Source organism: Halobellus sp. Atlit-38R (assembly GCF_003665925.1).
Classification (GTDB): Archaea; Halobacteriota; Halobacteria; order Halobacteriales; family Haloferacaceae; genus Haloquadratum; species Haloquadratum inordinatus.
Genome location: NZ_QXIJ01000001.1, coordinates 201,277 through 227,348 on the forward strand (window position 1 = coordinate 201,277; position 26,072 = coordinate 227,348).

The 26,072-nt window shown below is 63.5% G+C and carries 30 protein-coding genes and 1 other RNA gene; 12 read left to right on the plus strand and 19 right to left on the minus strand.

What is annotated here, in order from left to right:
• Position 1: 1 nt before the first annotated feature.
• The 3 genes from D3D02_RS01010 to D3D02_RS01020 are packed head-to-tail and all read right to left on the minus strand — an operon-like array spanning position 2 to position 2,306.
• On the minus strand, positions 2-460 hold the full coding sequence (locus D3D02_RS01010) for a flagellar protein G (RefSeq protein WP_115821783.1): 459 nt from the start codon (positions 458-460) through the stop codon (positions 2-4).
• Entirely contained in the window at positions 461-913 is a 453-nt protein-coding gene (locus D3D02_RS01015) for a fla cluster protein FlaF (RefSeq protein ID WP_121568130.1), read from the minus strand.
• Positions 897-2,306, minus strand: coding sequence for a flagella accessory protein C (locus tag D3D02_RS01020; RefSeq protein WP_121568131.1), 1,410 nt, complete (start codon positions 2,304-2,306; stop codon positions 897-899). The genes D3D02_RS01015 and D3D02_RS01020 overlap by 17 nt, the downstream gene beginning before the upstream one ends.
• A 332-nt stretch (positions 2,307-2,638) precedes the next feature.
• Between D3D02_RS01020 and D3D02_RS01025 the strand changes: the two genes are divergently transcribed.
• The gene (locus D3D02_RS01025) at positions 2,639-3,388 is read left to right on the plus strand and encodes an ATPase domain-containing protein (RefSeq protein WP_121568132.1); all 750 of its coding nucleotides are present in this window, start codon (positions 2,639-2,641) and stop codon (positions 3,386-3,388) included.
• A 137-nt stretch (positions 3,389-3,525) separates the two neighbouring features.
• Here the strand turns inward: D3D02_RS01025 and D3D02_RS01030 are convergent, their stop codons facing one another.
• From D3D02_RS01030 to D3D02_RS01040, 3 genes are all read right to left on the minus strand, one after another.
• On the minus strand, positions 3,526-4,137 hold the full coding sequence (locus D3D02_RS01030; protein WP_121568133.1) for an archaellin/type IV pilin N-terminal domain-containing protein: 612 nt from the start codon (positions 4,135-4,137) through the stop codon (positions 3,526-3,528).
• Positions 4,138-4,146: 9 nt separating this feature from the next.
• Positions 4,147-4,776 (minus strand): archaellin/type IV pilin N-terminal domain-containing protein, encoded by a 630-nt coding sequence (locus D3D02_RS01035; protein WP_121568134.1) that lies wholly within the window; start codon positions 4,774-4,776, stop codon positions 4,147-4,149.
• Positions 4,777-5,114: 338 nt separating this feature from the next.
• Positions 5,115-5,453: a helix-turn-helix domain-containing protein gene (locus D3D02_RS01040; protein WP_121568135.1), complete on the minus strand. Its 339-nt coding sequence runs from the start codon at positions 5,451-5,453 to the stop codon at positions 5,115-5,117.
• 158 nt (positions 5,454-5,611) lie between these two features.
• Between D3D02_RS01040 and D3D02_RS01045 the strand changes: the two genes are divergently transcribed.
• The 8 genes from D3D02_RS01045 to D3D02_RS01080 all read left to right on the plus strand — a co-directional run bounded on the left by D3D02_RS01045 (position 5,612) and on the right by D3D02_RS01080 (position 12,535).
• On the plus strand, positions 5,612-6,163 hold the full coding sequence (locus tag D3D02_RS01045; RefSeq protein WP_121568136.1) for a hypothetical protein: 552 nt from the start codon (positions 5,612-5,614) through the stop codon (positions 6,161-6,163).
• A 72-nt stretch (positions 6,164-6,235) separates the two neighbouring features.
• Positions 6,236-6,604 carry a chemotaxis protein CheY gene (gene cheY / locus D3D02_RS01050; RefSeq protein ID WP_121568137.1) on the plus strand — a complete coding sequence of 123 codons (369 nt, stop codon included), beginning with the start codon at positions 6,236-6,238 and terminating at the stop codon, positions 6,602-6,604.
• Positions 6,601-7,842, plus strand: a complete 1,242-nt coding sequence (locus D3D02_RS01055; RefSeq protein WP_121568138.1) for a chemotaxis protein CheC — start codon at positions 6,601-6,603, stop codon at positions 7,840-7,842. The genes cheY and D3D02_RS01055 overlap by 4 nt, the downstream gene beginning before the upstream one ends.
• A 100-nt stretch (positions 7,843-7,942) precedes the next feature.
• A complete protein-coding gene (locus tag D3D02_RS01060) occupies positions 7,943-8,509 on the plus strand; it encodes a chemotaxis protein CheD (protein ID WP_121568139.1) in 567 nt (188 codons plus the stop codon).
• A gap of 795 nt (positions 8,510-9,304) precedes the next feature.
• Complete coding sequence (locus D3D02_RS21125; RefSeq protein WP_233560564.1) at positions 9,305-9,844, plus strand: FlaD/FlaE family flagellar protein; 540 nt, start codon at positions 9,305-9,307, stop codon at positions 9,842-9,844.
• Between the two features lie 74 nt (positions 9,845-9,918).
• Complete coding sequence (locus tag D3D02_RS01070; RefSeq protein ID WP_121568141.1) at positions 9,919-10,983, plus strand: cell division protein FtsA; 1,065 nt, start codon at positions 9,919-9,921, stop codon at positions 10,981-10,983.
• Positions 10,984-11,070: 87 nt separating this feature from the next.
• Positions 11,071-11,526, plus strand: coding sequence for a universal stress protein (locus D3D02_RS01075; RefSeq protein ID WP_121568142.1), 456 nt, complete (start codon positions 11,071-11,073; stop codon positions 11,524-11,526).
• A gap of 205 nt (positions 11,527-11,731) precedes the next feature.
• Positions 11,732-12,535: an RIO1 family regulatory kinase/ATPase gene (locus D3D02_RS01080; protein ID WP_121568143.1), complete on the plus strand. Its 804-nt coding sequence runs from the start codon at positions 11,732-11,734 to the stop codon at positions 12,533-12,535.
• Between the two features lie 375 nt (positions 12,536-12,910).
• On the opposite strand, the gene D3D02_RS01085 is transcribed toward D3D02_RS01080, so the two are convergent.
• From D3D02_RS01085 to D3D02_RS01130, 10 genes are all read right to left on the minus strand, one after another.
• Positions 12,911-13,342: an SRPBCC family protein gene (locus tag D3D02_RS01085; RefSeq protein WP_121568144.1), complete on the minus strand. Its 432-nt coding sequence runs from the start codon at positions 13,340-13,342 to the stop codon at positions 12,911-12,913.
• An 81-nt stretch (positions 13,343-13,423) separates the two neighbouring features.
• Positions 13,424-13,648, minus strand: coding sequence for a hypothetical protein (locus D3D02_RS01090; RefSeq protein ID WP_121568145.1), 225 nt, complete (start codon positions 13,646-13,648; stop codon positions 13,424-13,426).
• Between the two features lie 68 nt (positions 13,649-13,716).
• Positions 13,717-13,908, minus strand: a complete 192-nt coding sequence (locus D3D02_RS01095; RefSeq protein WP_121568146.1) for a hypothetical protein — start codon at positions 13,906-13,908, stop codon at positions 13,717-13,719.
• A 76-nt stretch (positions 13,909-13,984) separates the two neighbouring features.
• Positions 13,985-15,016, minus strand: a complete 1,032-nt coding sequence (locus tag D3D02_RS01100; protein WP_121568147.1) for a phosphate uptake regulator PhoU — start codon at positions 15,014-15,016, stop codon at positions 13,985-13,987.
• Between the two features lie 121 nt (positions 15,017-15,137).
• The gene (locus D3D02_RS01105) at positions 15,138-16,208 is read right to left on the minus strand and encodes an ATP-NAD kinase family protein (protein WP_121568148.1); all 1,071 of its coding nucleotides are present in this window, start codon (positions 16,206-16,208) and stop codon (positions 15,138-15,140) included.
• A 241-nt stretch (positions 16,209-16,449) separates the two neighbouring features.
• Positions 16,450-17,163 (minus strand): molybdopterin-binding protein, encoded by a 714-nt coding sequence (locus D3D02_RS01110; protein ID WP_121568149.1) that lies wholly within the window; start codon positions 17,161-17,163, stop codon positions 16,450-16,452.
• A gap of 53 nt (positions 17,164-17,216) precedes the next feature.
• Positions 17,217-18,017, minus strand: coding sequence for a DUF5803 family protein (locus D3D02_RS01115; protein ID WP_121568150.1), 801 nt, complete (start codon positions 18,015-18,017; stop codon positions 17,217-17,219).
• A gap of 42 nt (positions 18,018-18,059) precedes the next feature.
• Positions 18,060-18,737 carry a DUF2110 family protein gene (locus D3D02_RS01120; RefSeq protein WP_121568151.1) on the minus strand — a complete coding sequence of 226 codons (678 nt, stop codon included), beginning with the start codon at positions 18,735-18,737 and terminating at the stop codon, positions 18,060-18,062.
• A complete protein-coding gene (locus tag D3D02_RS01125; RefSeq protein ID WP_121568152.1) occupies positions 18,737-19,267 on the minus strand; it encodes a transcription factor in 531 nt (176 codons plus the stop codon). Before D3D02_RS01125 ends, D3D02_RS01120 begins: the two co-directional genes overlap by 1 nt.
• Positions 19,268-19,844: 577 nt before the next feature.
• Entirely contained in the window at positions 19,845-20,399 is a 555-nt protein-coding gene (locus tag D3D02_RS01130; RefSeq protein WP_121568153.1) for a tRNA (cytidine(56)-2'-O)-methyltransferase, read from the minus strand.
• A 130-nt stretch (positions 20,400-20,529) separates the two neighbouring features.
• Here D3D02_RS01130 and D3D02_RS01135 point away from each other — a divergent pair, with 130 nt between their 5' ends.
• The 3 genes from D3D02_RS01135 to D3D02_RS01145 all read left to right on the plus strand — a co-directional run bounded on the left by D3D02_RS01135 (position 20,530) and on the right by D3D02_RS01145 (position 23,632).
• A complete protein-coding gene (locus D3D02_RS01135) occupies positions 20,530-21,474 on the plus strand; it encodes an NAD-dependent epimerase/dehydratase family protein (protein WP_121568154.1) in 945 nt (314 codons plus the stop codon).
• A gap of 90 nt (positions 21,475-21,564) precedes the next feature.
• Positions 21,565-22,341 (plus strand): DUF2797 domain-containing protein, encoded by a 777-nt coding sequence (locus D3D02_RS01140; protein WP_121568155.1) that lies wholly within the window; start codon positions 21,565-21,567, stop codon positions 22,339-22,341.
• 130 nt (positions 22,342-22,471) lie between these two features.
• A complete protein-coding gene (locus tag D3D02_RS01145) occupies positions 22,472-23,632 on the plus strand; it encodes a DUF4382 domain-containing protein (protein WP_121568156.1) in 1,161 nt (386 codons plus the stop codon).
• Positions 23,633-23,784: 152 nt separating this feature from the next.
• Here D3D02_RS01145 and D3D02_RS01150 read toward each other — a convergent pair whose 3' ends face one another.
• The 3 genes from D3D02_RS01150 to D3D02_RS01160 form a co-directional block, all read right to left on the minus strand.
• Positions 23,785-25,080, minus strand: a complete 1,296-nt coding sequence (locus tag D3D02_RS01150) for an MFS transporter (RefSeq protein WP_121568157.1) — start codon at positions 25,078-25,080, stop codon at positions 23,785-23,787.
• A gap of 153 nt (positions 25,081-25,233) precedes the next feature.
• An RNA gene (gene ffs, locus D3D02_RS01155) (signal recognition particle sRNA) lies at positions 25,234-25,544 on the minus strand.
• Between the two features lie 100 nt (positions 25,545-25,644).
• Positions 25,645-26,061: a hypothetical protein gene (locus tag D3D02_RS01160; protein ID WP_121568158.1), complete on the minus strand. Its 417-nt coding sequence runs from the start codon at positions 26,059-26,061 to the stop codon at positions 25,645-25,647.
• Between the last annotated feature and the right edge of the window lie 11 nt (positions 26,062-26,072).

Below are 26,072 nucleotides of genomic sequence, written 5' to 3' on the forward strand. Positions count from 1 at the left end.
GTTAGTAGTTGAAGCGGAAGTTCTCTTCGTCGCCGTCGACGGTCAGCGTGACGTCGTGATCGCCGCTACCTTCGGCCAGGTCGATATTCTGTATCGTGACGTTGACGACACCGTGAGGCGTCCACTCTCCGTTGTTGCCGTCGACGACATTGACATTGACGTCCGCGCGATATTGCGCGTCGACGATGACGTCGAACGTCTGTCCAGTCGCTGGTAACGTTCGTTGTCCCGTGTTCTTGACGTACAGACTTATGCTGTTTGAGCTGTTGTCGTAAACGTTACTGTCGGAACTGCTGATAATTTCGATGTCGGTCCGGATGTTCTCTGCGACGTCTGCGCCCCGATCGTCGAGCGCCCCGCTGATTCCGGTGACCGTGTCGATGAGGACACCCGCGACTCCTGCTGCGATGACGATGCTCGCGATGAACAGGATCAGACTCGGAACGGAGACGTCGGCCATTCAGTTCACCACCTCGACCGTCGTGTTACTCGCCGCGATGCCGTTTTCGGCGACGACTTTGACGTGGTCGGGTTCCTGATTCATTGTCGTCGTTAGCACGAGCGTCTGGTCGGCTGCCCATACGTCCGTCGTATCGTCGCTCTCGACACTCTTTTGCGTTTGTCCCAGATTAATGTGCTCGTTATCGACGAGGAGACTCGTTCCATTGACCGATAGCGTCGTCGTCCCCACATTCTCGACAGTCACCTCAAGCGTTGGGTCAGTATCGTTGTAATACACGACCCGCGTCACGTCGATCGCCGTATTCCGGCGTTCGAGTAGATCTTCCTGATTGTCGTCACGCGCTTCCGAGATCTGCTCTGCGCTGCCCGCGGCTGCGGTGTAGAGCGTCCCGGAGGCGATCAGGACGCCGAGAAAGATGACTGCAGTCGAGCCGCTAACGCCGAATCCCACGGGAACCCCCTCCGAGCGCCGACAGTTCTTCGAGGAGTCGCGCTTCGTCGACGTCGCCGGCGAGCCGACTGATGTACGTCAGGCTCTCGCGGTGGTGTTCCACGCGCAGGTCCCGCGGCTGCTCCGTCGTCCCCGCGGTGGCGGCGTTGCGAACGTGTTCGCTCATCGTCCGCTCGACGTCGCGGGTGATCCAGCCCTGCGAGCGGTACTGTCGGAGCGCTCGCGCGGCACCGATCGCCCCGCCGACGTCGACGAGGAAGCGCGTCCATTCTAGGACGACGGATTCGGCCGTGTACCGGGCCGGAAGTTCGGCGAGATACACGTCGGGATCGTGGGCCGGTTCGGAATCCGCCGTCGGCGACTGCGCAGTGGTTGTGGCCGGGTCCGGGCTGGCGCCTGGCTCTGATGACGTCTCCTTGGAGCCACTCTCGGCTGGGTCGGCAGCATCGTTCGCCGGTTCAGACGTTTCGTCGGCCTCGAAAAGCGTCTCGTCGGGTTCGACCTCTTCAGCCTGGTCGAGTGCCTCCTCGTCGCCAATATCCTCCGCCGCTTCCTCGAAGTGGTCTCCATCGAGCGCCTCGTCGAGCGCATCCTGTGCGGCGGCCGTCTCGTCGTCGAGGGCGTCGGACTCGGATTCGTCTTCCGTGTCGTCCTCGACGTCGTCCCAGCCGTCATTCTCCTCGTATTCGGCTTTCAGGTCGTCGAAGCTGGATCCGCCAGCCGCTTCGTCGCCGGCTTCCGCGTCCTCACCATCATCGAGTGCCTCACTGGGGTCTTCGCGCTCTTCCTCGGCGAGTTCGTCCTCTGCTGCGAGTTCGGCTTCGTCCTGTTCGGCGTCGAGGTCGCCGAAGTCCTCGTCGAAGAAGTCCTCGGCGTCCGCGTTCGCGACATCCGAATCGAGATTTTCCTCTTTCTCTTCTTCCATCTCGAAGAGGCCGAACGCACCGTCGCCTTCCAGCCCGCCCATCTCGCGAGCGTCGTCGACGAACGGGTTGATTCCCCGTGTCACCATCTCGTAGATGTCGAGCAGCTTTCGGATGGTTTCGTCGAGTTCTTCGACGGTCTCGCCGATCTGTTTGTTCTCCTCGCGAACGGTGTTCATACTCGACGAGACCGAACTGACCTCGTTTTCCAGCTCGGAGATTCGGTCTTCCATCTCCGCGATGGTGTCGGCGTCGATGTCGGGTCCTCCGAGGTCGTCGCCGTCGTCGAACCCGCCCATATCGTCACCGAAGTCGTCCATCTCGTCGTCGAGGCCACCCATTCCGCCCCCGTCGAGATCGTCCATCTCGCCGTCGAGGTCGTCGAAGTCCTCGTCGAACCCGAGCCCATCCGTGGCGACGGTATCGGAATCTTCACCCTCGTCACCGTCCATCCAGTCCATCACGCCCATCCGCACCGCCTCCTATGGAAACGACCGCAACGACCGGTCGTCACCCGGCTCGACCGCTGTGGCGCACCACTGCGCCCCACGAACCGTACCGAACGGGTGGTCCGACCGGTCCGGTCGTCCGGTCTCGGTGGAACAGGTAACATTGGTACATATGTCCAGTCATCGGTACAAGAAGGTTCGCTCCAAATTATCGCTCGTGATAGAACCGGAATACGTTTGTAGCGGCAGATGATCGACCTGTACTACGATCCGACGGACTCGTTCGGGGTGCGAAGAATTATCCGCATCCGGGACGGATTCTATAGCTACCTTTCAAGGACGTGACCACACGTATGCCAGAACTCGTCAAAACCGGGATCGAGGGACTCGACTCCATACTCAACGGGGGAATCGTCAAGAACGCGGCGGTACTTGTCAGTGGCAACCCTGGGACTGGCAAGAGCATTCTCGGCCTCCAGTACCTCTACAACGGCGTTGATATGTACGACGAGGGCGGGATCTATCTCACATTCGAGGAATCAGAGGACGACATCAGCCAGGCGGCAGAATCGATCGGCTTCGAGAAGTGGGACGAGTTCGTCGACGCCGGCCGAATCAAAATCTACGACAAACGAACACTCCTTCGTAGTGGCGACTTCTCTTCGACGCTCGATACGATTCTCGACGATCTGCAGGATACGCAGTACGACCGGCTCGTCCTCGACTCGCTGACGATGTTCCAGCTCTTCTTCGAGAGCGAACAAGAGAAGCGCCAGTATCTGCTCAAGTTCATCGACATTCTGAAAGACAGCGGATTAACGTCGATTCTGACGATGGAGCAGTCGGCGGTGTTCCCTGATACCGAAATCGGCCTCGAGAATTTCTTGACGGATGGGAATATCTATCTGATCCAATCGCCCGCCGGATCGACGTCGAATCGGTATATCTGGGTCGCGAAGATGCGTAAGCAGGCGATCAAAAATTCGATGTTCCCGTTAGAGATCGACGAGGGTGGGATCAAAATCTACGAGCAGGCGGCTGGCTTCTCGATGGTCGGGGATTCGCCGCCGTGGTTCGGTGAAGAAGAGGGCAACCTGGAATAGACCTGCTGGTCGCTACTTTGTTCTCTCTTCTGTGAAGTTTGTCACAGATTCGGTAGCTATCGCTGGACGGTCTATTCTCTTCTTCGGTCACTCGAAATAATGAAAAAGTCCGTTACTGCTGCGGGAATGCGCGAGGTTTAGAGCTCGACCGGATCGCCGTCGTTCTTCCCTGCAAGTTGTTGGGGCATCGTCAACATAACCTGCGTCGTTCCACCGGTTCGGCTCGTGATCTCTAGGGTGACCTGTTCTCCAGTGTCCAGGCCATTATCTGTATTTTCGAGTGCGTCAGTGTTGATAACCACCGTGTAACGGTCAGACGGACTATTCAGTACTCCGAAGGACCCATCGTCGTCGGTAATCTCCGAGAGGCCAAATTGGGTACCAGTTCCCACTCCTTTATTGGCGGTATTGTTTGACAGAGTTTTTACATTTTCCTTGCTCAAGTACTTGATCGACGTCTCGTTCATATCCACTGCTCCGGATCCGGCAGCGAGGCGGACCGTCATATTGATTTGATCGATGACATTATTGGTGCCATCGACCACTCCGTGGGTATTCACAACCTCAACACGGTTAGTAACCTTATTGACGCTTTCTTGGCCAGCGTCCTCCGCGGTTGCCTGGAGGAATCCGGCCGTGTTCACGAGGACGCCAGCTGCGATCGCAGCGACGAGAACCATCGCGATGAACACGATGAGCGTACCGATACCGACCTGACCACGTTCGTCTTCGTTGAATATGTTGAACATTCTAATCACCTAGAGGGGAACCGGATTGTTGTCGTTAGCACCGGCGAGTTGCTGCGGCATCGTCAGGATGACCTGCGTCGTTCCTCCGCTTCGGGTCGTTAGGTCTAATTTGACCGTGTCACCCGTGGAGGTTCCGTTAACGTCGGTTCCCTCAACGACGGACGTATTGATACGGACCTCGAACCGGTCAGCCTGACTATTGAGGACGGGATACGAGGTATCATCGTCGTCAAGCGGTTCCGATACGAACTCGTTATTCGTCAAGTTCGGATCGGCGACGCCAGTTGACGTATTGTTGTGGACCAACGTTCTGGCGGTCGAACCGCTCAGATACTTGATCGTCGTCGAGTTTATGTCGACGCTCCCTGAGCCTGCGGCCATCCGCACTGTCAGATTTAGGGTATCGATTGTCGTGGAGCCCCCCGATTGGTTCACCATCCCGTGGGTGCTCACGACGTCGACTCTATTCGTCACCTTGTTTACACTCTCTTGGCCTGCATCCTCCGCGGTCGCTTGGAGGAAGCCGGCCGTGTTCACGAGGACGCCCGCCGCAATCGCTGCGACCAGCACCATCGCAATGAACACGATGAGCGTACCGATACCGACCTGACCACGGTCGGCGTCGTTGTCTTCGAACATATGTATGTTGTCTCCAGTCTGGCCCCCTCGCCTCCCCGCCGGAGGTGAGGACCGTCAAATCAAGCAATCAGCGGTCTGCACATAATGGTATGGACCCAGATATCAAAGATGATATTGGGTCTTGAAGCCGAATTTCGGTAGTTTCAGGCCGCATACGAAAACTTCTGTCTCAAGATTGGAAGGATCAAGAGTGAGACTCTCTACCTCCGAGTCCGACAGCGATCCGCAATAATGAGTCAGCGAACTAGCAAAATTACGGCTGCGATTCGGACTTCGTGCTCCGGTTGTGAGCGTTGGGGCCTACGCTGGCCCCGACTCGCTACACGCCGCCAGCCAGCTTACTCCTGAGAAATCTTCCGCCAGACGTCGTCGAGTTTGTTCTTCACTTCGGGGCGCTCAGTCACCTGCACGTTGAGTTCGTTCTCGTCGAAACTGATGACGATCTCGTCGACGTCGCGTCGATAGACGTTGGTCCGGCGGTGTTCGTCCGAAAGGACGCGGTCGTGTAGTTCGAGCAGCCCGGCACCCGTGAGTTCCTCGATGCGGCGATAACACGTCGCGATCGGGATGTCGAGCATTTCACTGAATTCCTGTGCGGAGTGAGCTTCGTCGGCAGCACGTAAGATGTCCGGGTTGTACTCGTTTCCGAGCGCTGCGAGCGTCCTGTCGGACTCCATAGATAGCGCCACGTTCTAACCGGACTTACCTGAATGTGACGGTCCGCGCGATTTCGAATTCGATACTGAATATCGGATTTGAGGACCGCCCGTCTCGTGGCTGTCGACTGACTTTCGCCTGCGATGGGCTTATTATCGCGCCGACGGCACCACCTGGTATGGCTCCCGACCCTCCGAGGGACGCGCGGCGACCCGTGCGCGACGAGGAGGGCGTCGTCAGACCCGACGAACTCGACTACACCGCCTCCGAACGGGTCGCAGAGATCTCAGACGGTCGATACGTGGTCGCGACCGACAACGACAATTCGCCGTCAGTGGATGAGAACGACGGTGAAGACGCGTCTACGGACCTCGGAGCGCTCGCCCGCCAGCAGATGGCTCGGTACCTCTCCGAGCAGAATTCGGAGTACGGGTTCGCGCTCACCGCGGCATTCGAAGGCGAGGTCGACCACCACGAGTACTTCTCGGACGACGTCGTCGACGCCTTCGGCGAGCTAGCGTCGTGGTACGTCGAACAGATCGACACCACAGCCTCCGAAAAGCGAGCGCTCGGCATTCTCCTTCTCGCCTCCGAGACGCGCGTTTCGTATCCGAAGAAGGCGCTCGCGTCGATCCTCCAAGAGCACGACCTCACGCTCGATGACTCGATCGGAGACCTCGTCGGTTCACTCCCCGAAGACGGCCTTCAGATCCCGCCGGACGAAGAGTGAGCGTGGCAAGAGCCGTATCAGCGCTGATAATGGGGACGATGCGTTTATACAGCGTTTCTCGGAAGTGAAGATATGGCACGCACCGTACTGGTTGTGGACGATTCGGCGTTTATGCGGAATCTGCTGAAGCAGTTGCTCGAAGACGATCACGAGGTCGTCGGAGAGGCCGAAAACGGGGTCGAGGCGGTCGAACTGTACCGTGAACTCGATCCCGACGTGGTCACGATGGACGTCGTGATGCCGATCCGAAACGGCATCGAGGCGACGTCGGAGATCAAATCGATCGACCCCGACTCGTCGGTGATCATGTGCACGTCCGTCGGACAGGAGGAGAAAATGCGCGAAGCCGTCGAGGCCGGCGCGGACGGCTACATCACGAAGCCCTTCCAGAAGCCGAACGTGCTCCAGGCCATCGACGACGTGGTGGGCGTCGAAGCATGAACCTCGACGTCCAGTCGCTTCGGACGTTCAGTCGTCTCGCCCACTCGGGGGCGGAAGAAGCGGCCGGATCGCTCACGACGCTGACTGGCTTCGACGCCCGCGTGGCCGTCACAAAAGTCGAAATGGCGACGCGAGCGGACGTCGAGCGCGAGTTTCGAGAGCGCGACCTCGTCACCGTCCACATCGGGTTTTCGGGGGCGATCGAGGGCCAGACAGTTCTCGCGTTCGACCGCGACCGTGCCATCTCGCTGGTCGACGCACTCGTCCCCGGCGCTTCCGAGAACCCCGACAGCGAACTGGCGACGAGCGGTCTGAAAGAGCTCGGAAACATTATGCTCGGGGGGTTCATCGACGGCTGGGCGGACTTCCTCGGCGACGGCATCGACATCACGACGCCGACGTACGTCGAGTTGGACGCCGGCCAGTCGCTGCAGGACGTCGTCGACGACTCCGAGTTCGACACCGACGGCCAATTCGGCGCGGAAGTCCACGAAGACGTCGACTTCGGTGCCGACATCGACTCCAATCACGTGCTCGCGTTCCGGAACCACCTCGAAACGGTCGACGAGGAGGCGGGCTTTTACATCTATATGCTGCCGACGCAGGACTCGGTCGAGACGATCGTCGACGCTGCGGGCGACGCCGACGACGCGATCCCCGTCGAGACGTTCACCTCGTTCTCCCAGATGATCTCCGAAGGCGCGGGACAAGCCTCGGAGGACCTGACGGCGATGACCGGGATCGACACCAACGTCGACGTGAGTCGGCTGAGCTTCGTTCCGGTCGAGGGGGTGCCGATGGAACTCACAGACGAGGCCAGACGGGGTGTCGTCCTCGAGTTCTCGGGCACGCCATCGGGATACATCGCGATTCTGTTCGACCCGGAATCGGCCGAAAGCGTCGCCGACGCGTTGATGCCCGGGATGGACGCGGACCCAGAGATGCGAAAGAGCGCGCTGCAAGAGATCGGCAACATCGTCACGTCCGGATTCCTCGACGGCTGGGCCAACTCCTTGGAGACGACGATCGAAATCTCGCCGCCGACCTACGTCGACGACATCGCCTCGGCGATCGTGGACCCGCTGGTGACCGAACTCGCGCGGACGCAAGATTATGCGTTCCTCATCGATTCGGCGATCGCCACGCCGGACGAGACGTTCACCTGCGACATCTACGCGCTCCCCGACGAACGAGAGCTGCGCGCAGCCTTCGACCAGCTCGCGCCCGAAGCGAACTGACAGCCGGCGAATGACCGTGTCACGACCACGTGCGCCGAAATGACCACCTCAGCTGACGAACGTGCCTTCGGCGCTGCTTCGTCACGCCCCGAACGAACCAATGAAAGTATACTCGAGTGACCGATCGACCGACCGATCGTCGTCCAAGCGAATCAAAGTCGGCGTCGCCGACTACGCTGTCGCCGAAGCGGGATCGACGCTCGTGACGAGCGGGCTCGGCTCCTGTGTCGGGATCGCGCTGGCTGACGTCGACGCCGGCGTCGCTGGCCTCGCGCACGCGATGTTACCATATGCTAGCGACGATCAGGACGGCGACAGCGGGGCAAGCGATGCGACCGGAGACGGGCCCACAGACGACCGGCCAGCCGGGGCCAAGTACGTCAACACCGCTATCCCGGGGCTCCTGCATTCGATGGAGGAGACGGGTGCTGACCGCTCACGTATCGAAGCACGTCTCGCCGGGGGGAGTGCGATGTTCGAGTTCAGTTCCGGAGACGGCGGCGTCGGTGAGCGCAACGTCGCCGCCGCGAAAACAACGCTCGAAACGTACGACGTTCCCCTCGTCGCGACAGATGTGGGTGGCGACTACGGCCGTTCGTTGTCGTTCGATGCCACGACTGGCGAGCTCTCCATCCGGCGGGCACACGGCGAAAATCACGTCATCTGATAGAGATTATCGTACGTCCTCATAGATTTCTCGCCGGACGGTACGGCGAGAATCTCCGAACAGTGACGATGATCCCTATGACTCGTCGGGTCGCAGTCTCCCAGTACGTACTGGTTCGTCACACATAGTCGCAGTATCTCCGCTGATAATTTCAGGGGCACGTTTATGCACGCGCCTGCAGACCGTCGAGGTACGACCGACGCGGCGATTTCGCCGCGGGACGAGAGACAGGCAATGACCATCGATCCCGACGATTACGACCTCCGAGAACTCAGACGAATCGCGGACGAACGGCGGGGTGCGCGCCGTTCGGAGGACGAACAGCCCACCGAGGAATCGGGCCACGACGACGACCGAATGCCATCGGAGCGACGCCGCCGCAGTCTCGCGGACCGGCGTCGATCGGGGAAGCGCCGGAGTGACGGCCGGTCGAGTCGCGACGATCGGGCGAATCGCGACGACCGGCGACAGAGCGAACGCATCTCCGACCGCGCAGCGCGTGACCGTAACGACGAGCGACGACTGAATGGCCGGGCTCAGAGCCGCCGAGACCGCGATACCGACCGTCGCGGGGCGCGGGAAAACGACCACCGCCGGCGCGACGAGGAACCGAACGCTGGCAGTCGTGACCGCACGGGTGCTCGACGGCGCGACGCCACCGAGCAGACGGACGACCGAGACGCGGACGACGAGCGCGGCGAGGTCTCTGTGCGTCCGCGCGAGGACGTCACGCCACCGCGACGTGGCGACTCGGATCACGCGGAGGGTCACGACGAGGTCGTCCTCGCGGATCAGATCGCTCGCGACCTCGGCTTCGGCGTCGGCGCGCAGGATCGGTCGCGTCGCGAGCGCGATCCCGACCGTCGCCGCGACGACCGGCGGCGCTCGGACTCGCGCTCACGAGTCGCCGCGGAACCCGAGTTCGGTGCCGACGACGTCGGACGGTTTCAGTTCGACACCGAGATCCGCGAACGGCCCCGGGGGCGGGCTGGCGAGGCTCTCCGCCAGAACCAACTCGAACAACTCCTCGTCCACGAGACCGCCGCGGCAGAAGGGCTCTCGAAGCCCTATCTCGGCTCGCTCCCCGACGCGTACGCCGCGGAGCGACTCGTCTTCGACTGGCTCGAGTTCCTCGTCCTCAAAGGCGGCTTCAAGCGGACGATGGACGCGCTCCGGTACTACCACACCGTGGAGTGGCTGACCGAAGACGTCGAATCCGAACTGCAAGACTACCTGGTCGGGTTCTCCGGTGAGGTCACCAACACGACCGAATACGACGTCGACGACCATCATCTGAGCCTGGTCTACATCGCACGACTGGCGTCGATGACGTAGCGCCGTATTCTGTCGCGGCTCGTGTCAGCCCATATACCAACAGTACTTTCTACTCGTTCTGTTTCCACTTGCCTATGGCAGACAGTGAAGACGCCTCCTTCGACGAGGCTGGGGCAGCCGAATCGGGACCGACGCCGGTCGGCGTCAAACTCGGAAGCACGCGGACCGTCCTCCAGTACGTCCGCGACGACGAAGTGGAGACGATCCGGACGCTGACGTGTCTCGCGACGTACGAGGACGCGCTCACCGGTGAAGAGCGCGTGCTCTTCGGCGAACAGGCCGCACAGGAGTACCCCGACGAGGTGCAGTATATGCTCCGCTCGGGACTTCCAGAAGACGAAGACCGCGCCGAACTCGCCTCGAAGTTCTTCGCCGAAGTCGTCGCATCCGAGGGAGTCGACGCCGACAGCGCCGTCGTCTACGCGATCCCGACGATCGACAACGAACCGGGGCTGGCGAACCTCAACAGTGTCATCGAGGAGAGCCCCGTCGGCGACGCCTTGGTCCGAAGTTTCCCCGAGTCGCTCTGCGGAGCGATCCCGGCCTTCGGCGAGGACCTCCGCGCTATCGACGAGGTGTTCGTCGCCGTGAATATGGGGTCGACGAACCTCGAAGCCTCCGCGTACCGCCACGGCGAACAGCTCTCGCCGTTCGTCTCCGGAGCCGTCACCGGTAACGAGGTCGACCGGCGGATCGCCAACGCCGTCGAGGAGGAGACCCAGGGCCGCGTCAACGTCGATCTGACGACCGCCCGCGAGTACAAAGAGGAGCACGGTGACTTCGAGGAGTTCGAGCCGTTCACGGATGTCATCCAACAGCCCGGCGGTGGCGCCCACGAGTTTACCATCGAGCGCTCAGTGATGGAACCGCTGGACGACTACGTCGACGACGCCGTCGATGAGGTCGCGAACAACTTCCTCGCGCAGTTGGCGAACGACCATATGAAGCCGTACCAGCTCGCGCTCTCGAAGCCGATCGTTCTCACCGGTGGGATGGCCTGCATCCCCGGCATCGTCGACGTCTTCGAGGAGCGTCTTTCGGCTGAACTCGATCGCGACGTCGAATGTATCTCTGCCGACCGCCCCGATCTCGCCCCGGCCGAAGGCGCGCGCCGGATCGCCGAGCGGTTGATCGAGTAACGGCGTCGCCGTCCGGACGCTCCCACACATTCTCACGCGGTGGCAGCCATCCAAAACGTCTAATTGTCACTCCGAGTACGACAACGTATGTACGACCGTATTCTTGTCCCGACCGACGGCAGCGACTGTGCCGACCTCGCAGTCGAGCACGCGATCAACCTCGCCGACCAGTACGACGCCGAGTTGCACGTCCTCTCGGTCGTCGATGCCAGAGACGTAAGCCACAGCGCGCCGGCCATCAGCCCGCAACAGGTGGAACAAACACTCCGCGAGCGAGCGGAATCAGTGGTCTCCGACGTCGCCGACCGTGCGAAGGACGCCGGTGTCGCCGATGTCGTCACCGCAATCGAACCCGGCGTACCCGACGACGTCGTCGTCGACTACGCATCCGAGAACGACTGCGACCTCATCGTGATGGGGACGCACGGCCGCACCGGCCTCGAACGCTACCTGCTTGGCAGCGTGACCGAGCGAACTGTTCGTCGCTCCGACGTCCCCGTGTTGACCGTCCGCTCACACGAGGAAGAAGCGGAAGAGGAATAACGGAGAGCAAACTACCCGCGCGTCGCGTCCGACCGCGCCGGCTCCGACCACGCCGCGCTCCCGACGCGTGAGCACGTCCAGCAGACCACTGTGCGCTACTGATACGCCCGACCGGACCGCCGTCCGCTCACGATATGTCCGGCGGGGTGTCCGCCGCGTGACGCGAAGGCGACTTTATATACGCCCGGAGACCGACTGGAAGCATATGGAACTCCGGCGCCTCCTTCGCGGGCGTATCGAGTGGTCTCGACTGGAGGCCGTCGCCCGCGAAATCCGCGATCGCTACGATCGTGAGGAGGTCCACGTGCGGTTTCTCGACGCCGACAACTGGCTCTCGACGCCGATGGTCGTCGACGACCAGTGGTTCGTAAAGGTCATCTCGCGGCAGAACTCGATCGTCCACGCGCTCTTTACCACCGGGCGAAATCTGGGTGCCTTCTCGTCGGGTACCGAGGGGTTCTTCGAGCACTTCGCGACGCCGGTCGAGATGGCACAACACGAACTCGAAGCGACGCGGCGGATGCGTGACATCGGCCTCAACGCGCCCGAACCGGTCGAGGCCTTCGAGGTCGACGGCCTCGGCGTGCTCGTCTTGGAGTACCTCCCCGACTTCCGGACGCTCGACGAACTGGACGAGAAAGCAGAGGCCGACCTCGCCCCGACGCTGTTCGAGGCGTTGCACACGATGCACGAACACGAACTTCTCCACGGCGACCTCCGCGCGGAGAACGTCCTCATCCGCGACGGAGAGATCTACTTCATCGACGCGACGAACGTCAGCGAGGAGGGCGCGCGGGACGCGAAGGCCTACGACATCGCCTGCGCACTCGGCGCGCTCGAACCGCTGATCGGGGCGAAACGCGCGGTCGACGCCGCGCTCGAAGCGTTTTCGACGGACGAACTGCTCGATGCCGCGCGCTTTCTCGACTTCGTCAACATCCGTCCGGATCACGACTTCGACGCCGCGGTCCTGAAAGGCGAGATCGAAAAGCGCGCCTCCGCGCCGTAGCGAGGCTCCGGGAGGCGGTGCTCCGAGCGAGGTCACGGCTCAGGAGCCTCGAGGCTCGACCGACAGATGCGGACGTGAAGCGGTGAGAAGCGAAGCCGTAGGTAGTGAAGCGGTGGAAGGTGGAACGGTGGGTGAGAGCGAGGGGGTGAGCGGATGCGAAGGCGGAGGCGGGAGTGGAGCGAACAGCTACCCCCTCTCCGGGAAGAGGGAGCGCTGGACGCGGTGGGCCGCAGCGGACCCCGAACACTGCGGCGGCGTGCGGCGGATCTGTGCCGACTGCGACGAGAAAAGCGTCGTTCGTCGGCGAAAGAGCGTAGCAGCGGGACGTGAATAAACCCACCGGCTCCGGGGCGACTCTCCTGTAGTCCGTCGATCTCAGGATTCGGATTCGACGGCGCGGCTGAGCGCGCGTTCGAGGTTCTCTAACTCCTCGTCGAGGTTCCGCTTGAAGAACCGTTCGACGCCCGGCACGCGGCCATCGACGACGAACTCGTTCACGAGTCGCGTGTGGCCGTCGGTGGGCTCGACGGTGTGTTCGCCCGTGACGCGCAGCACCGAGGACTTCCCGACAAACTTGACGTATCGCGGCGGGTCGCGCTCGACGTCTTCGGTCTCGACGCGGGCGGTCGACTTCACGAGTGGAATCGGCAGCCGAACGTGCCACGTCGCTGCGCCGGTCCCCTCGTCGACTTCGTAGCGCTCGACGACGCTGATCGCGTCGGCTCGCTTGGAGGGGTCAGCGATGAAGTCCCACACGGCCTCGGGCGGGGCGTCGAACTCGAACACCCGCCGGACACGAACCGTCATACCGTCACGTAGGGTGGAGAGACAAAAAAGGCCCTGAAATGCGCGTTCGCGCGGACGGCGACGGGCCGTGCCGGGCAGTGTTCAGCTACGGGTGACGCGCCAGGTCGTCGAGCGGGCTCGACCCCACTTTTCGATCTCGACGTCGTCGGACTTCTCCGCGAGCCGCGGCAGTCGAACCCCGACCTGCTTGGCCGAGAGCCCGATGGCGTCGGCGATGTTCTTCGCCCGGAAATACCGCTCGCCGGCGGACACGCTCTCGCGGAGGTACGAGACGATCCGTTTTTCCTCTTCGGTGAAGTCACTCATTTGACTCCGTGTACGGACGGTTCGGTCTTAACGGTTTCTCGTCAGCGGGCTATCGTAGCGTCCGGAAGTCACCCGAACAGGTGCGTCGCAGACACCGCGAGCGAGGCGGCGATCGTGGCGACAGCGAAGCCCACTGCGGCGACGAGTTGGTCGCCGGTCAGTCCCGCGGCGAACATCCCGACGACTCCGAGAATCGCGACGATCGAAAAGAGGACGGTCAAGCCGATTCCCTTGTCAGAACTGGCGGATGCGGTCTCCATACCCGAACGTTTCCCGGTCTCGACTTAGTTCATACGAATTGGGAGGCGGCGTCGCATACTCACCGGTCGGCTTCGACTACCCAATCGTCACGTGTTCGGACTCCTCGTTCAGCGCGAGGTTCGCTGAGATCTCCGCGTTCCGCATCGCGTACTGGGCCGTCTGCTGGAGGCTGACGAGGACCTCCCGGATCTGGAGTAGTTCCTCGTTGTCCATCTCGGGGAGGTCGTCGAGTATCTCCTGTTCGCGGTCTCGAAGCTGACGGAACAGGGTGCGGCACTCGACGGTCTTGTCGTAGTCGCGTTCGACGACTGACTGCACCGCCGTTCGCGTGAGTTCGTCGACCTGATCGGTGAACTCGCGGATCCGCCGCATCGTCTTCGAGTCGACGTCGAGCGTGTGGCCCTCGGCGTCCATCGCGATGTTGGCGATGTCCTCGGCGTTGTCCGCAGTCAGTTCGAGGTTCTTCGCCACCGAGCGATAGCCGATCAGGGGGAAGCCCGATTCCAGTCCGACGGCCCGCGCGAGGTTCGGGTTCTGGTAGGCCGTGAAGATGAGACGTAGCAGGAGGACGAAGATCTTGTTCGCCTGTCGCTCGCGGTTTAACGCGCGCTGGGCGAGGTCCGTGTTGCCGTGTGCCAGCGCCTTGACCGCCTCACCGCGCATCGTGCTGCCGGTGTTTTCGAGGCGTTCGAGCAGATTGTCGAGCGTGAAGTCTTCGGGATCGACCGAACAGCGGATCGCGATGCGGTCCGGCGTCTCCTCGATGACGCCTAGACCCATCAGCTGGGTCTCCGCCTTGTAGACGGCGTTGATGTGTTCGGAGTCGAGCGCGCCGTCACTCTTTTCGATGTGGATCACCCGCCGCCCGAGCACGTACTGCGCGACGATTGCCCGTTCGAGCGAGTCGGCGTCGAGATTGTCCGCCCGAATCGTCGCCGAGGAATCTTCCTGACTCGCAGACTCCGGCAGTACCGTCAGCGTTCCTTTCCCACCCATCCGCAGAGAAACCTCATCACCCTTGTCGACGTTGTGTTCTTTCGCCCACTCCGCCGGTAACGTCATCGCCAGCGTGGAGGGACCGAGCCGCTGAACCTTACGCGTCTCCATACCATACCCTGGTCTCCAGCGGCCTTAATCTTCACTATATGCCACTTATATAGATATGTATCCGTTAGGATGCATTAGAACAAGACGCGAATCGGACCGTTTGGCCGTGGGACCGTCCGCTCTATGCGATCCGCATCATCCGCCGTTCGACACGTCCGACCCGGACCTTCGTCCACCCGCGGAGTTCCTCGTCGAGCTCCGGGTCGTCGGTGTCGACGCGGAGTTCGCCGATCGTATCCAGTTTCGCGCGCGAGGCCACGATCTCGACGTCGCACTGTCGGATCACGTCGGGTGAGAGCTGTGGGTTGCCTCGGCCGAAGACGAACCCTTGGCCGCCGATCGGCGAGACGACGACGACGTTTTCGCCGTCGGGGTCGAGCGCAGCCAGGATCTCCGATTCGGTCGCGTCGAGGGCGAGCACTTCGCCGTCCCGCCAGACGTCGACGCCCAGCGGCGAGCCCTGGAAGCCGAGTGCCTCTTTGATCGCGCCGACGGTGCTCCCCGGGCCCAGCACGAACGTCTTCTCGCTGGCTTCGATGTCGTCGGCGACGCCCGCCACGAGCGCTTCGACGTTGCCACCGCCGAGCTGTTTCGACGATTGGAGTTCCTCGGCGACGGGGACGTACGGCACCGCGCGGAGTTCGGGATGCACCTCGCCCTCGCGGTACTCGTCTTCGTCGATGTCCATCACCTCGCGGCGCTCGGTCCGCTCGAACGTCCGCACGACGTGTGCGGCGTCTTCGGGCGAGACGGCGAACACAGAGGAGTACACCTTCACGCCGGCGGGGACGCCCAGAATCGGCGTGTCAGTCCCTTCGACGGCGTCGGCGACGTCCGCGGCGGTCCCGTCACCGCCGACGAAGAGGACGAGATCCACGTCGGCGTCGAGGAAGGCCGCCACGGCCCGAGCCGTGTCGTCGGCACCGGTTTCCGTATCTGCAGGCGAGCCCAGGACTTCCGGCTCGAAGCCGGCCGCACGGGCGACGTCGGCTCCCATCTCGTCGCCCCACGTGAGCAGTTCGACGTCGTCGCCTCCCTGTTCGCGGAGCGCGACGAGCGCCCGACGGGCGCGGTCTGGAGCCCGAGGCTCGGCCCCCAACCGACGCGCTTCTTCGACTTTGCCGTCGGTACCCTTGAGACCGACGCGACCGCCCATTCCCGCGATGGGGTTGACGACGAAACCGAGACGCATACGCGAACCGAACGGCGTTGCGAGCAAAAGTCCGCCGGTGCTCGGACGTGGCTGGCGAGGGGACGAGCCGGATTACTGAACGTTTAAGAAGTGCGCCTCGGAACTGAGGCGTATGCTCCCACTCGAAGTCACTGGCGAACCCTTCCCGATCGCGGAGACCGGCGCGGTCATTCTCCTGTTGAGCGTCGCGATGGTTGTCGGCTGGCTCTACTACCTCTATCGGTAGCGTTCGCGCCGACGCCTACGCCTGTTCTCGATCCACTGCTCCGTCGACGAGTTCGACGCGCTCGCTGAGCCAGTGGCGTGCTTCGTCGGCGACGGCTTCGTCCGTCGCGGTGAGTTTCACACGGACCGAGTCGCCAGGGTAGCTCCCGACAGTGACGTCGAAGCGTTCTCGGATCGCCTCGAATCGGTCGATCAGTTCACTCTCGGGTTCGTCGACGTCGACGACCGTCGTGTAGGTCGCCTCGCCGGAGAACTCGTCGGCGACGGCCTCGAACATCGCTTTCATCTCGGTGGGCACGCCCGGGAAGACGTAGATGCCCTCGACGACCGCGCCGGGCGCGACGCCCGCCTCGTTCGGCAGCATTCGCGCTCCCGCTGGCAGGTCGGTGGTCCCGTCGACGAGGTCCTCGGCGGCGTACCCGCCGTGCTCGGTCAGCCACTCGTGGGCGGCCTCGTGCGGTTCGACGCTGCGTCCGACCGCGGCGGCGACGCCGTCGACTGTCACGTCGTCGTGCGTGGGACCGAGGCCGCCGGTGACGATGACGGCATCGTACTCGGCGCGGTACTCGTTGACGACGCGTGCGATGTCGGCGACGACGTCCGGAACGGTCGTGATACGCCCGACGTCGACACCGCGGCCGTTCAACTGTTCGCACAGCCACGCGGCGTTCGTGTTTACTGTGTCACCGGAGAGAATCTCGTCTCCGACGGTGACGATTGCGACTTGCATACCCGTGATATGCCTGAGATGGACAAAAGCGACTCGGCAGCGGGCCGTCGGTCTCAGCGCATTCCCGGCGGCGGCCCGTCGTCGAACTCGTCGTCGTCGGTCTCGACGTCGACGCCCATCTCCATCCGTCGTCGTCGCAAGCGCTCGATCTGTCGCCGGTAGTAGAGCAGCCCGCCGATGCCGATGCCGCCGACCAAGGCGACGATCCCGCCGAAGACGTACAAGTCACGCTGGAGGTAGTACTGCACCGAGATGGTCTCGACCGTCACCGCTTCCTGCCAGACGATGTGGACGCGGCTGCTGTCGTCGATGGTCGCGTCGTAATTGCCGGGCGAGACTTTCCCGAAGACGGGGAAGTCGATCCGGCGGTCCGGCGGCAACACCACCTCGTAGGTGCCCTCTACGTAGGTGGGCAGCGTGAACCGCTTCGGCGTTCCGCTGCTGGTGTACGCGAGCTTACCGCCGCTAGCCGGTGCGTCTTCCGGCAGTGAGACGATCATTTCGTCCCGCGTGCGGCGGATCTCCCCGCCGTTTTCGCGGATCTCTGTGCCGTTCACGACGGTTCCGTTCGGATAGCGATAGCGTACCGATTGGACGGATAGCGGATTCGTTCCGCCGAAGCCGTCGCGTCTGAACAGTTCGATAGTCGAACTGTTCGTTTCCATCACGGCCCGGAACTGGGTGTTTGCCTGCACCGTGACGTGCACTGTCCGGTTCGTCTCCCACTCGTAGGCGGCGGCCGGTTCGCTGTCGAGTCGTTCGGCGGGCACTGGTCCGGTTCCGAAGCCGAGACAGCCGCTCATCACTGCGAGCAAGGCGAGACTGCCGGCCGCGAGGAGGAGTCGACGGTTCATATGGTGCGAAAGTGGGTCATAGCGTTCGGAGAGGAGTCGACCTCACGTCAGAACGCACTTCAGCTCCGACGGGAGGTACGAGCCGATGCTGGCGAGCAGCCCTGGCGGGTCGGTGCTCTCGGGGCAGACGATGCTCTGTTCGAGGAGTCCGAGGCGCTCGACAGTAACGATGTCGGCCGCGTGGCCGGCGCGGTTGACCGTCGCGCGGACTTCGCCGCGCGTCGCGCTGTTGACGTTTACTCGTCCGCTGCCGTCCTCGCGGGTCCAGTCGTACAGCCGGTCGCGCTCGGCGTCCGCGAGCCGTGGCGTCTCGCCGTAGACGAACCGCAGCGGCGTGTGCTGGACGACGCCGAAGCGATCCCGGATCTGCGAAGGCGACCCGGTTCCAAGGCCGAGTTCCGCGGCCGGAATCCGGACGCTGTTTCCGTTGCCGACGTCGAGCACCCAGCCGTCCTCGTCCCACGATTCGAGCGTCCCGACGTACGTCTCGCCGTCCTCGTGGTCGGGAGCGATCTCGCCCCACGACTCGGCGAGGAGGTTGGCGGCGACAGTCGCGTCCTCGCCGTCGAGGTCGACGTCGAGGAAGTCGTCTTCGCGCACGTCGACCGTCCACTCGACCGATAGCTCGCCGATCTCGTTGCCGACGAGCGAATTGAAACTGTCGAGGGCCCGCTCGCGGGCGTCGCCATCGACGTAGCATTTGGTTGCGAGCGCGACCATCAGTCGTCTCGACCTACGTCGACGTTGAGTTCGTCGCGAAGCTCCTCGATCCGTCGCTCCATCGAGTCGACCATCTCGTCGTTCTCCATCGGTTCCAGCGGTGCGCCGGTCTCGGGGCACTGAAAGCCCTGCTCCATCGCCTCGGAGAACTCGAAGCGGATCCCCGCCGGTTCCGAGAGGTAGAACTCGTGGGTCCGCTCGTACTCCAGGCGTTCTTCGAGCGCGTCGAGAAGGCGGTGCATCTCCTCTTGGAGGTTCTCCGGGATGTTCTCGTAGTGGAACGTCCAGAGGTAGGTGAGCCACCCGGAGTCCTCGTCGCGGACCCGGCGATAGGACGCCAGATCGTTCTCATAGAGGATGAAGAGCGCCCGTCGAACGTCGTTGAGCTCGAGGCCCAGTTCCTCGGCGAGTTCCTCGTCGGTTACCTCGCCGTCAGGCGGGGCCGCGGCCACCGGCATCCCCGTCGGTCCCACCAGTTCGTGGAGGTATTTCTGGATGACAGGGTCGTTCAGCAGCTCCTCAAAAGCCATTGTACACAGTTGCGCCGCTCAGTCGTTTTAAAGTTGCGGAAGCCGGGACGTTCGTCTACACCGGAATATTTCGATGCGGCCACTACTTAGAATTATGGTAACATCCCACAAACCATTCAAAATGATTTATTATTATCTAACCCGTAGGTATAATTCCCGCGAGAAGGCGGGGACACACTGGACGACTCGCTTCAGATCATCCGTACGTGGGTGAGACGGCGCGAGCTAGGAGCCACAACCGAAGAGTCCGTCACAAGACGACGAGGTTTCGGTTCCGAAGGAGGACCGCACCGCCCCGAACGCTCGACCGCCCGGGCGGCCGAGGGAGAAGGCCAACTATCGGAGTACGCGTAAGCGGACTTCGTGAAATTCGGCGACGGCACGTCGACAATGCCGGTGGGAACCCGGCTAACGCTCCGGCAAGGCCGGTGAGATTCCGGATAAAGTCGGCGTGTCGAAGCTAGATGGCCGTGTGGGTCGGGGAAAACGTCTCCCGTCCAGGTCTACACCGCCGTTCTCGCGTATTTCTCTCCGGCCTCGTCGTATCCCGCTTAGCGAGCCGTCGACCACCGATCGCTCACGGCCCGTCGTCGAGTTCCTCGGCGTCGACGACGCGCTTGCCGCGTTCCTGCGGGAGCACCCGCCGGTCTGCGTCGGGCCACTCCTGTTCGAGTTCGCGACCCTCGAAGAGTCGGTCGAGGAAGACGGCCAGCCCCGCGACTTCCGAGTGCGGCTGGTTGGTGACGCCGACGTTCCAGTCGGCGTGTTCGTACACCTCGAAGGGGACCTTCTCGCCACCGACGACGATCAGGAGTGGCGCTTCCCGGTGCGCCGCTCGGATGTCGCCTTCGACGTCCTGGACGCGCTCGCCGTACATCGTGAGGTGGACGACGTGCCCGTCCCACTCGCGGATCGTCGCGTCCAGTTGATCCGTCAGTTCGACGTCGAAGGGGCCGCCGAACCGCCCGGTGATGTCCTGGACGGTCTCCTCCGACTGGCCGGCGTTGCCGGGGAAGATCACTCGGTCCGCGCCGAGCGCTCGCGCCGTGAGGCCGACGTGCGTCGTCATCCGGTCGTCTCGACCGGGCCTGTGGCCGTAGCGGAGCACGGCCACTTCGGATTCGTCTTGCATAGCCGAATCGAGACGGTGCGGGCGCTAAGGCGCTTCGGATAGCGTACGCGCTCGTCGACGCCATACGATCGTCGGCGTCCGCCGCCCCACAAAGGAGAACGCACTTACCGCTGTCTGCTGCACCACGAGTATGGACCTCTCCGAGAAGCGAATCGTCGTCACCGGCGGCGCAGGCCTCGTCGGCTCGCACCTCGCGCGCCGACTCCGCGACGACAACGACGTCGTCGTCGCCGACGACCTCTCGAAAGGCACGCGAGACCGCGTCCCCGCGGGCGTCGAGTTCGCCGAGGCGGATATGACCTCCCCAGACGACGTCGCGGACGTCATCACCGCCGACGTCGACCTCGTCTTCCACCTGGCAGCCTACACGGACACGAACTTCGCCGACCCGCGGAAGCTCTTCGAGGAGAACACCGAGATGACGTACAACGTCCTCGAACGGATGGACGAAGTCGGCGTCTCGGACATCGCGTTCACCTCGTCGTCGACCGTGTACGGCGAAGCGCCGCGGCCGACGCCCGAGGACTTCGCACCCCTCGAACCGATCAGCGTCTACGGCGCGTCGAAACTCGCCGACGAGGGACTGCTCTCGACGTACGCTCACGCGAAAGACTTCACGGTGTGGTGCTTCCGCTTCGCGAACATCGTCGGGCCGCATCAACGCGGCAACGTCGTTCCCGACTTCATCGAGAAACTGCTTGCGGACCCCGACACGCTCGAAATCCTCGGCGACGGCCGCCAGGAGAAATCGTACCTCCACGTCACCGAGTGCGTCGACGCCATCTGCCACGTCGTCGAGCACGCCGACGCCGCGATGAACACCTACAATCTGGGGACGCGGACGACGACCTCCGTGAACCGCATCGCCGACATCGTCGCCGACGTGATGGATCTCGACCCCGACTACGCCTACACCGGCGGCGACCGCGGCTGGGAGGGCGACGTCCCGCGGATGCGGCTCTCCGTCGAGAAGCTCTCGGGACTCGGCTGGGAAGCCGACGCCTCCAGCGACGACGCCGTCCGCCGCGCCGCCGAAGAACTCTACGAGGAACTGCGCGCCGAGACCGAGGCGTAGCGAGCGCGCCGGAGAGCGGCGACCCGGCGACTCACAGCGCTCCCAACCTGGAACGGCACCGCTTTCACCCCGCATCGATTACGTCGGCCCGTGCAGTTCGTCGGCTACGACACGGACCAGCCAGGACTCTTCGTGAGCCACGCGACCGGCGCGGACGCCAACGCCCCCCACGACGTCGAATTCATCTCGCTCGGTTCCGGCACCGAACTCGCGTACACCCTCGACGAGCGCCACTGCGCTGGCGCCGTCACCGACGAGGGCCACGTCCCCTGTTCGAATCCGACGGCACCGTACTGCCCGCAGCACCGCTCGACGTGGGTCTGTGCGAAGTGCACCGGGACGTGCCTGAAAGACGAGATGGACTGCGTCGAGGAACACGCGATCTACCTCGCGGCCTTCGCGCCGGACGTGTTCAAAGTCGGCGTGACGAAGGCGTGGCGACTGGAGACGCGACTCCGCGAGCAGGGCGCAGATCGCGGCGCGCTCCTCCAGACGGTCCCGGACGGTCGGATCGCGAGAGAGCGCGAGGCCGAGATCGCCGCCGAAATCCCGGATCGGATCCGCGTGCCGACGAAGCGCGCGGGACTCCACCGCGACGTCGACGACGACGCCTGGGACGCGCTGCTCGCGGCGTACGACGTCGACGCAGCCGACCGCTTCGACTTCGCGTACGGGCTCGACCTTCGCGATCGCCCCGTCGCCGAGACGATCGCCACCGGCACCGTCCGCGGCGTTCAGGGGCGCCTCCTCGTGCTCGATCACGCCGGGAGCACGTACGCCGTCGACCTCCGCGACCTCGTCGGCTACGAGGCGACGGCGGAGGCGACGACGCGCGATGTCCAAGCGAGTCTCGGCGCGTGGGGATGACCCGTGCTATCTAGCCGATTGTGTTCCGTCTCTCCCGGCGCTGTACCCGAATTAAACGGGTCAAATTCGGACAAATCCGGGATCAGCACCTGCAGTATAAATGGTCGTTCGGGGTCTCGAACCGAGTGCAATGAACCGAAACGCAATCGCGAGCGTCCTCGTCGCGGCGCTGGTGCTCCTCGCCGGTTGTTCCGGCGGGATCACTGGCTCGCAAGACGGGACTGCGACCGACGGATCGACGACGACCGCGGCACAGTCGACGACCGCCGCGACAGACAGCGGCACGCTGAATCTCTACGTCAGTGACGAACAGAACGCAATCAGTGACTTCGAACACCTCAACGTCACGATCACCAGAGTCGGCTTGAACCCGGCCGACGACGGTGGCGACGATACTGACGATGAGGAGTCGGACGACACCGAGGAGAGCGGTAACGAGACGAACGAGAGCGACGACACCGAGAACGTCACTGAGACGACGACCGAAACCCAGACCGAATCGCCCGAGACGGAGACTGAATCGGACGACGACGTCGAGAGTGATGCCGAGGACGGCGAGGGAGAGTGGGTCGAATACGAAGTCGACAGCCGGACCGTCGATCTGACGCGCCTGCAGGGCGCAAACGCGACGAGGCTCTCGTCGTTCGACGTCCCGAACGGCACTTACGAGAAGGTCTTCGTCTACGTCTCCGAGGTGAACGGGACGCTGAAAGACGGCAGCGACCAGCGCGTGAAACTCCCGAGCGGGAAGCTGCAGTTGAACTCGGAGTTCACCGTCGGTAACGGCGAGTCGGTCGACTTCGTCTTCGACATCACGGCAGTGAAGGCCGGCCAGAGCGGGAAGTACGTCCTCAAGCCGGTCATCTCCGAGTCCGGGACGGACGTCGAGATCGACCCGGTCGACGAGGACGAAGACGACGAGACGGGCGAAGGCGACGCTGACGATCGAGGCGACGCGAGCGAGCAGTCCGCGGAAGCGACTGCCGCGTTGAACGCCAGTTTCGTCGGCAACGTCACGCAGGGCGAGAACGCGACGATCAGCGTCACGCAGAACGGCTCCGCCGTCGCGAACGCGACGGTCGCCGTCGACGACGACCGAGTCGGGACGACTGACGCCGACGGTACGGCCACGGTTTCGGTTCCCGACGATGCCGAGGAACTCGAAGTGACGATTACCCGCGGCGACGCCGAAACCGAACTGACAGTCGAGTTCGAGACGGAGTCGTCCCGAGAAACGCAGTCGACGACGCAATCGAGTAGCGACGGCGGAACGTCGACCGCGACGAGCTAACGCCGCGACGATCACAGAGGGACACCCACAGAGCGGCATCCCTCGCTTTCTGTTTCTTCAAACTCTCGTGCTCAGAGGGAGTATCGTACGTCTCCATAGATTTCTCGCCGGACAGTACGGCGAGACTCTCCGAACAGTGACGATACCCCCTATCAGTCCCCAGCCGCGGGCGTCGCGACCGACGTCTCCCGCGTCCGCAGGTAGGTAATGACGAAGATGCCCGTCGCGACGCCGATGAACGCCGCGGCGGTGAGAAACGCCGCGGTCGTCGAGACGGCGTCTTTGATCCCGCCGACGAGGACCGGCCCCGTGACCTGCCCGACCTTCCAAGCGATCGACCGGAGCGACATACTCGACGCCACCGAATCGAGCGTCTCGCCCTCTTCGACGAACAGCGCCATACTCGCAGGGAGCCGGACACTGTCGGCGATGCCGAGAATCCCGTAGGCGGCGAAGAGCGCGAAGAACGCCCCACCGAGAACCTGCGTCCGGCCGAACGCGTCGAAGCGAACCGGCTGGATCGCCCCCTCGAACACGAGTGCGAACGGGATGAGTGCCGTCCCGAGTCCGTACAGGAGCGCGCCGACGGCGACGAACCAGTATCGCCTGCCGATCCGGTCGGTCAGATCGCCCATATACCCCTGGAAGATCGACTTCGTTAGCTTCCCGCCGGCGAGGATCCACCCGATCGCGAAGGCGTTGATCCCGAACTCGGTGCGCGCGAAGATCGGCAGGAAGATGATGACGGCCATCTTGCCGACCGAGAAGCCGACCCGGAAGATCACGAGCGCGCGGATCATCGGCCGGCTCAGCAGGGATCGGAACGTCTCCATTCCGGTCGCCTCGTCGGGATCTTTCTGCCCGCCCGGGTTGTCGCGGAGATAGCGCCACACGAGGACGAGCGCGAGGAACGTGATCGCCGTCAGCGCCGCGTACGCCCAGACGAAGTCGTAGGTGTAGAGCAGATAGCCGCCGATGACGTCGCCGGCGAGACTGGAGAAGGCGCCGACCTGATTGTACGCGCCGAGCCAGCGACCGCTGCCGTCCTCGGGGCTGATCTCGCCGACGACGGCCGAGCCGGTGATCCAAAGCAGGCTGGCGCCGAGCCCCTGGAGAATCCGGATCAGAATCACGTGCACCGAGTTCTCCACCATCGCGAAGCCGACGAAGACGGCGACGTTGATCGCCAGGCCGGCGAGCAGGAAGTGTTTGGCGTTGCCCGTATCGACCTTCCGGCCGAGCGGGAGGACGACGAGCAACTGCGCGATAGCGAAGGCCGTGCCGAACAGCCCCTCGACGACGCCGGTCGTGCCGAACTGGTCGGCGTAGAGCGCCAGCGCGATCAGGATCGTCGAGTAGGCCTGACTCCGGGCGAAGGCGACCCCGGACAGCGCGGCGAACTCCCGGTCGCGCAGGAGTCCGAGCGCTCCGCTGGCGTGTCCTGTCATTGCGTGTTCGAATCGCCACCGTCGACGGAATTAAACGGCACTATTCGGGGAGCCACAGGGGTGTGTTGCCGGGTGTCGTAGTCGAGGCGGGGTCGCGCGTCGTCGACTCACCGGACACAGCGCCGTCGCTCGCGAACGCGAAAACGGTATGAATGGTGGACAGCGAGATTGCCCGGCGTTCCGGCACGGGGAATCCCGGTTGCCTCCTCCACCCCGCGATCCTCCGAGCGACGAACGTTCACTGGTTCGCTGCTCGCTTCCGCGCCTGACGGGGTGCCAGCGACGAATCGTGGCAGACCGGCCCTGCGGCCGGCGTTCACGAACCGCCGTCCCCGAAGGACGAGGTTTCTACGTTGGCTTCCGGGGCCCGTGTCGGTCTGACCGGACGCCCCCGGGTTCGGTCCCCGCTGAAGGCCAAAGTTGCGGGTGGAGAGCAGGGCCTAGCTGCCCGACCTAGTCCATCAACACGTAGACCGGGGCGACATAAGGGGCTTTCGACTCACAGAGTCGCCGATCGCCGGACGCCGGCGGGGCGATCCGGGCCCGCCGCGCTGCCGTGTCCGTTCAGCGGAGCACCGCTCGGGCGTAGCTTCCCGCCGTGACGGCGGCGATCGACGCCCCGGTGACGACGATCCACCGGTGGTTCTCGATCCAGGCGTACTCGGCCGGGAAGCTGAAGAGCAGCGTCGAATCGATCGACAGCGCCCACAGCAACGAGAACAGTACCATCGCCAGCGCGGAGACGAGCGCGACGCCGGCGAGCGTCTGCGGGTCCGAGCGCTCCTGTGCGCCGGCCAGAAAGACGACGATGTTGAGGAGCGCGAGGACGCCGACGATCGAGACGCCGAGGGGGCCGGCGGCGTAGTACGCGGCGACGCCCACGTCAGGTGCCGTGATCAACAGGGCGGGCGCGAAGACGACGCCCGCGAGGAGGAGACACACGACTGCACCGATCGTCGGGGCGACGGATCTGAGATTCATACTCGTCTCAC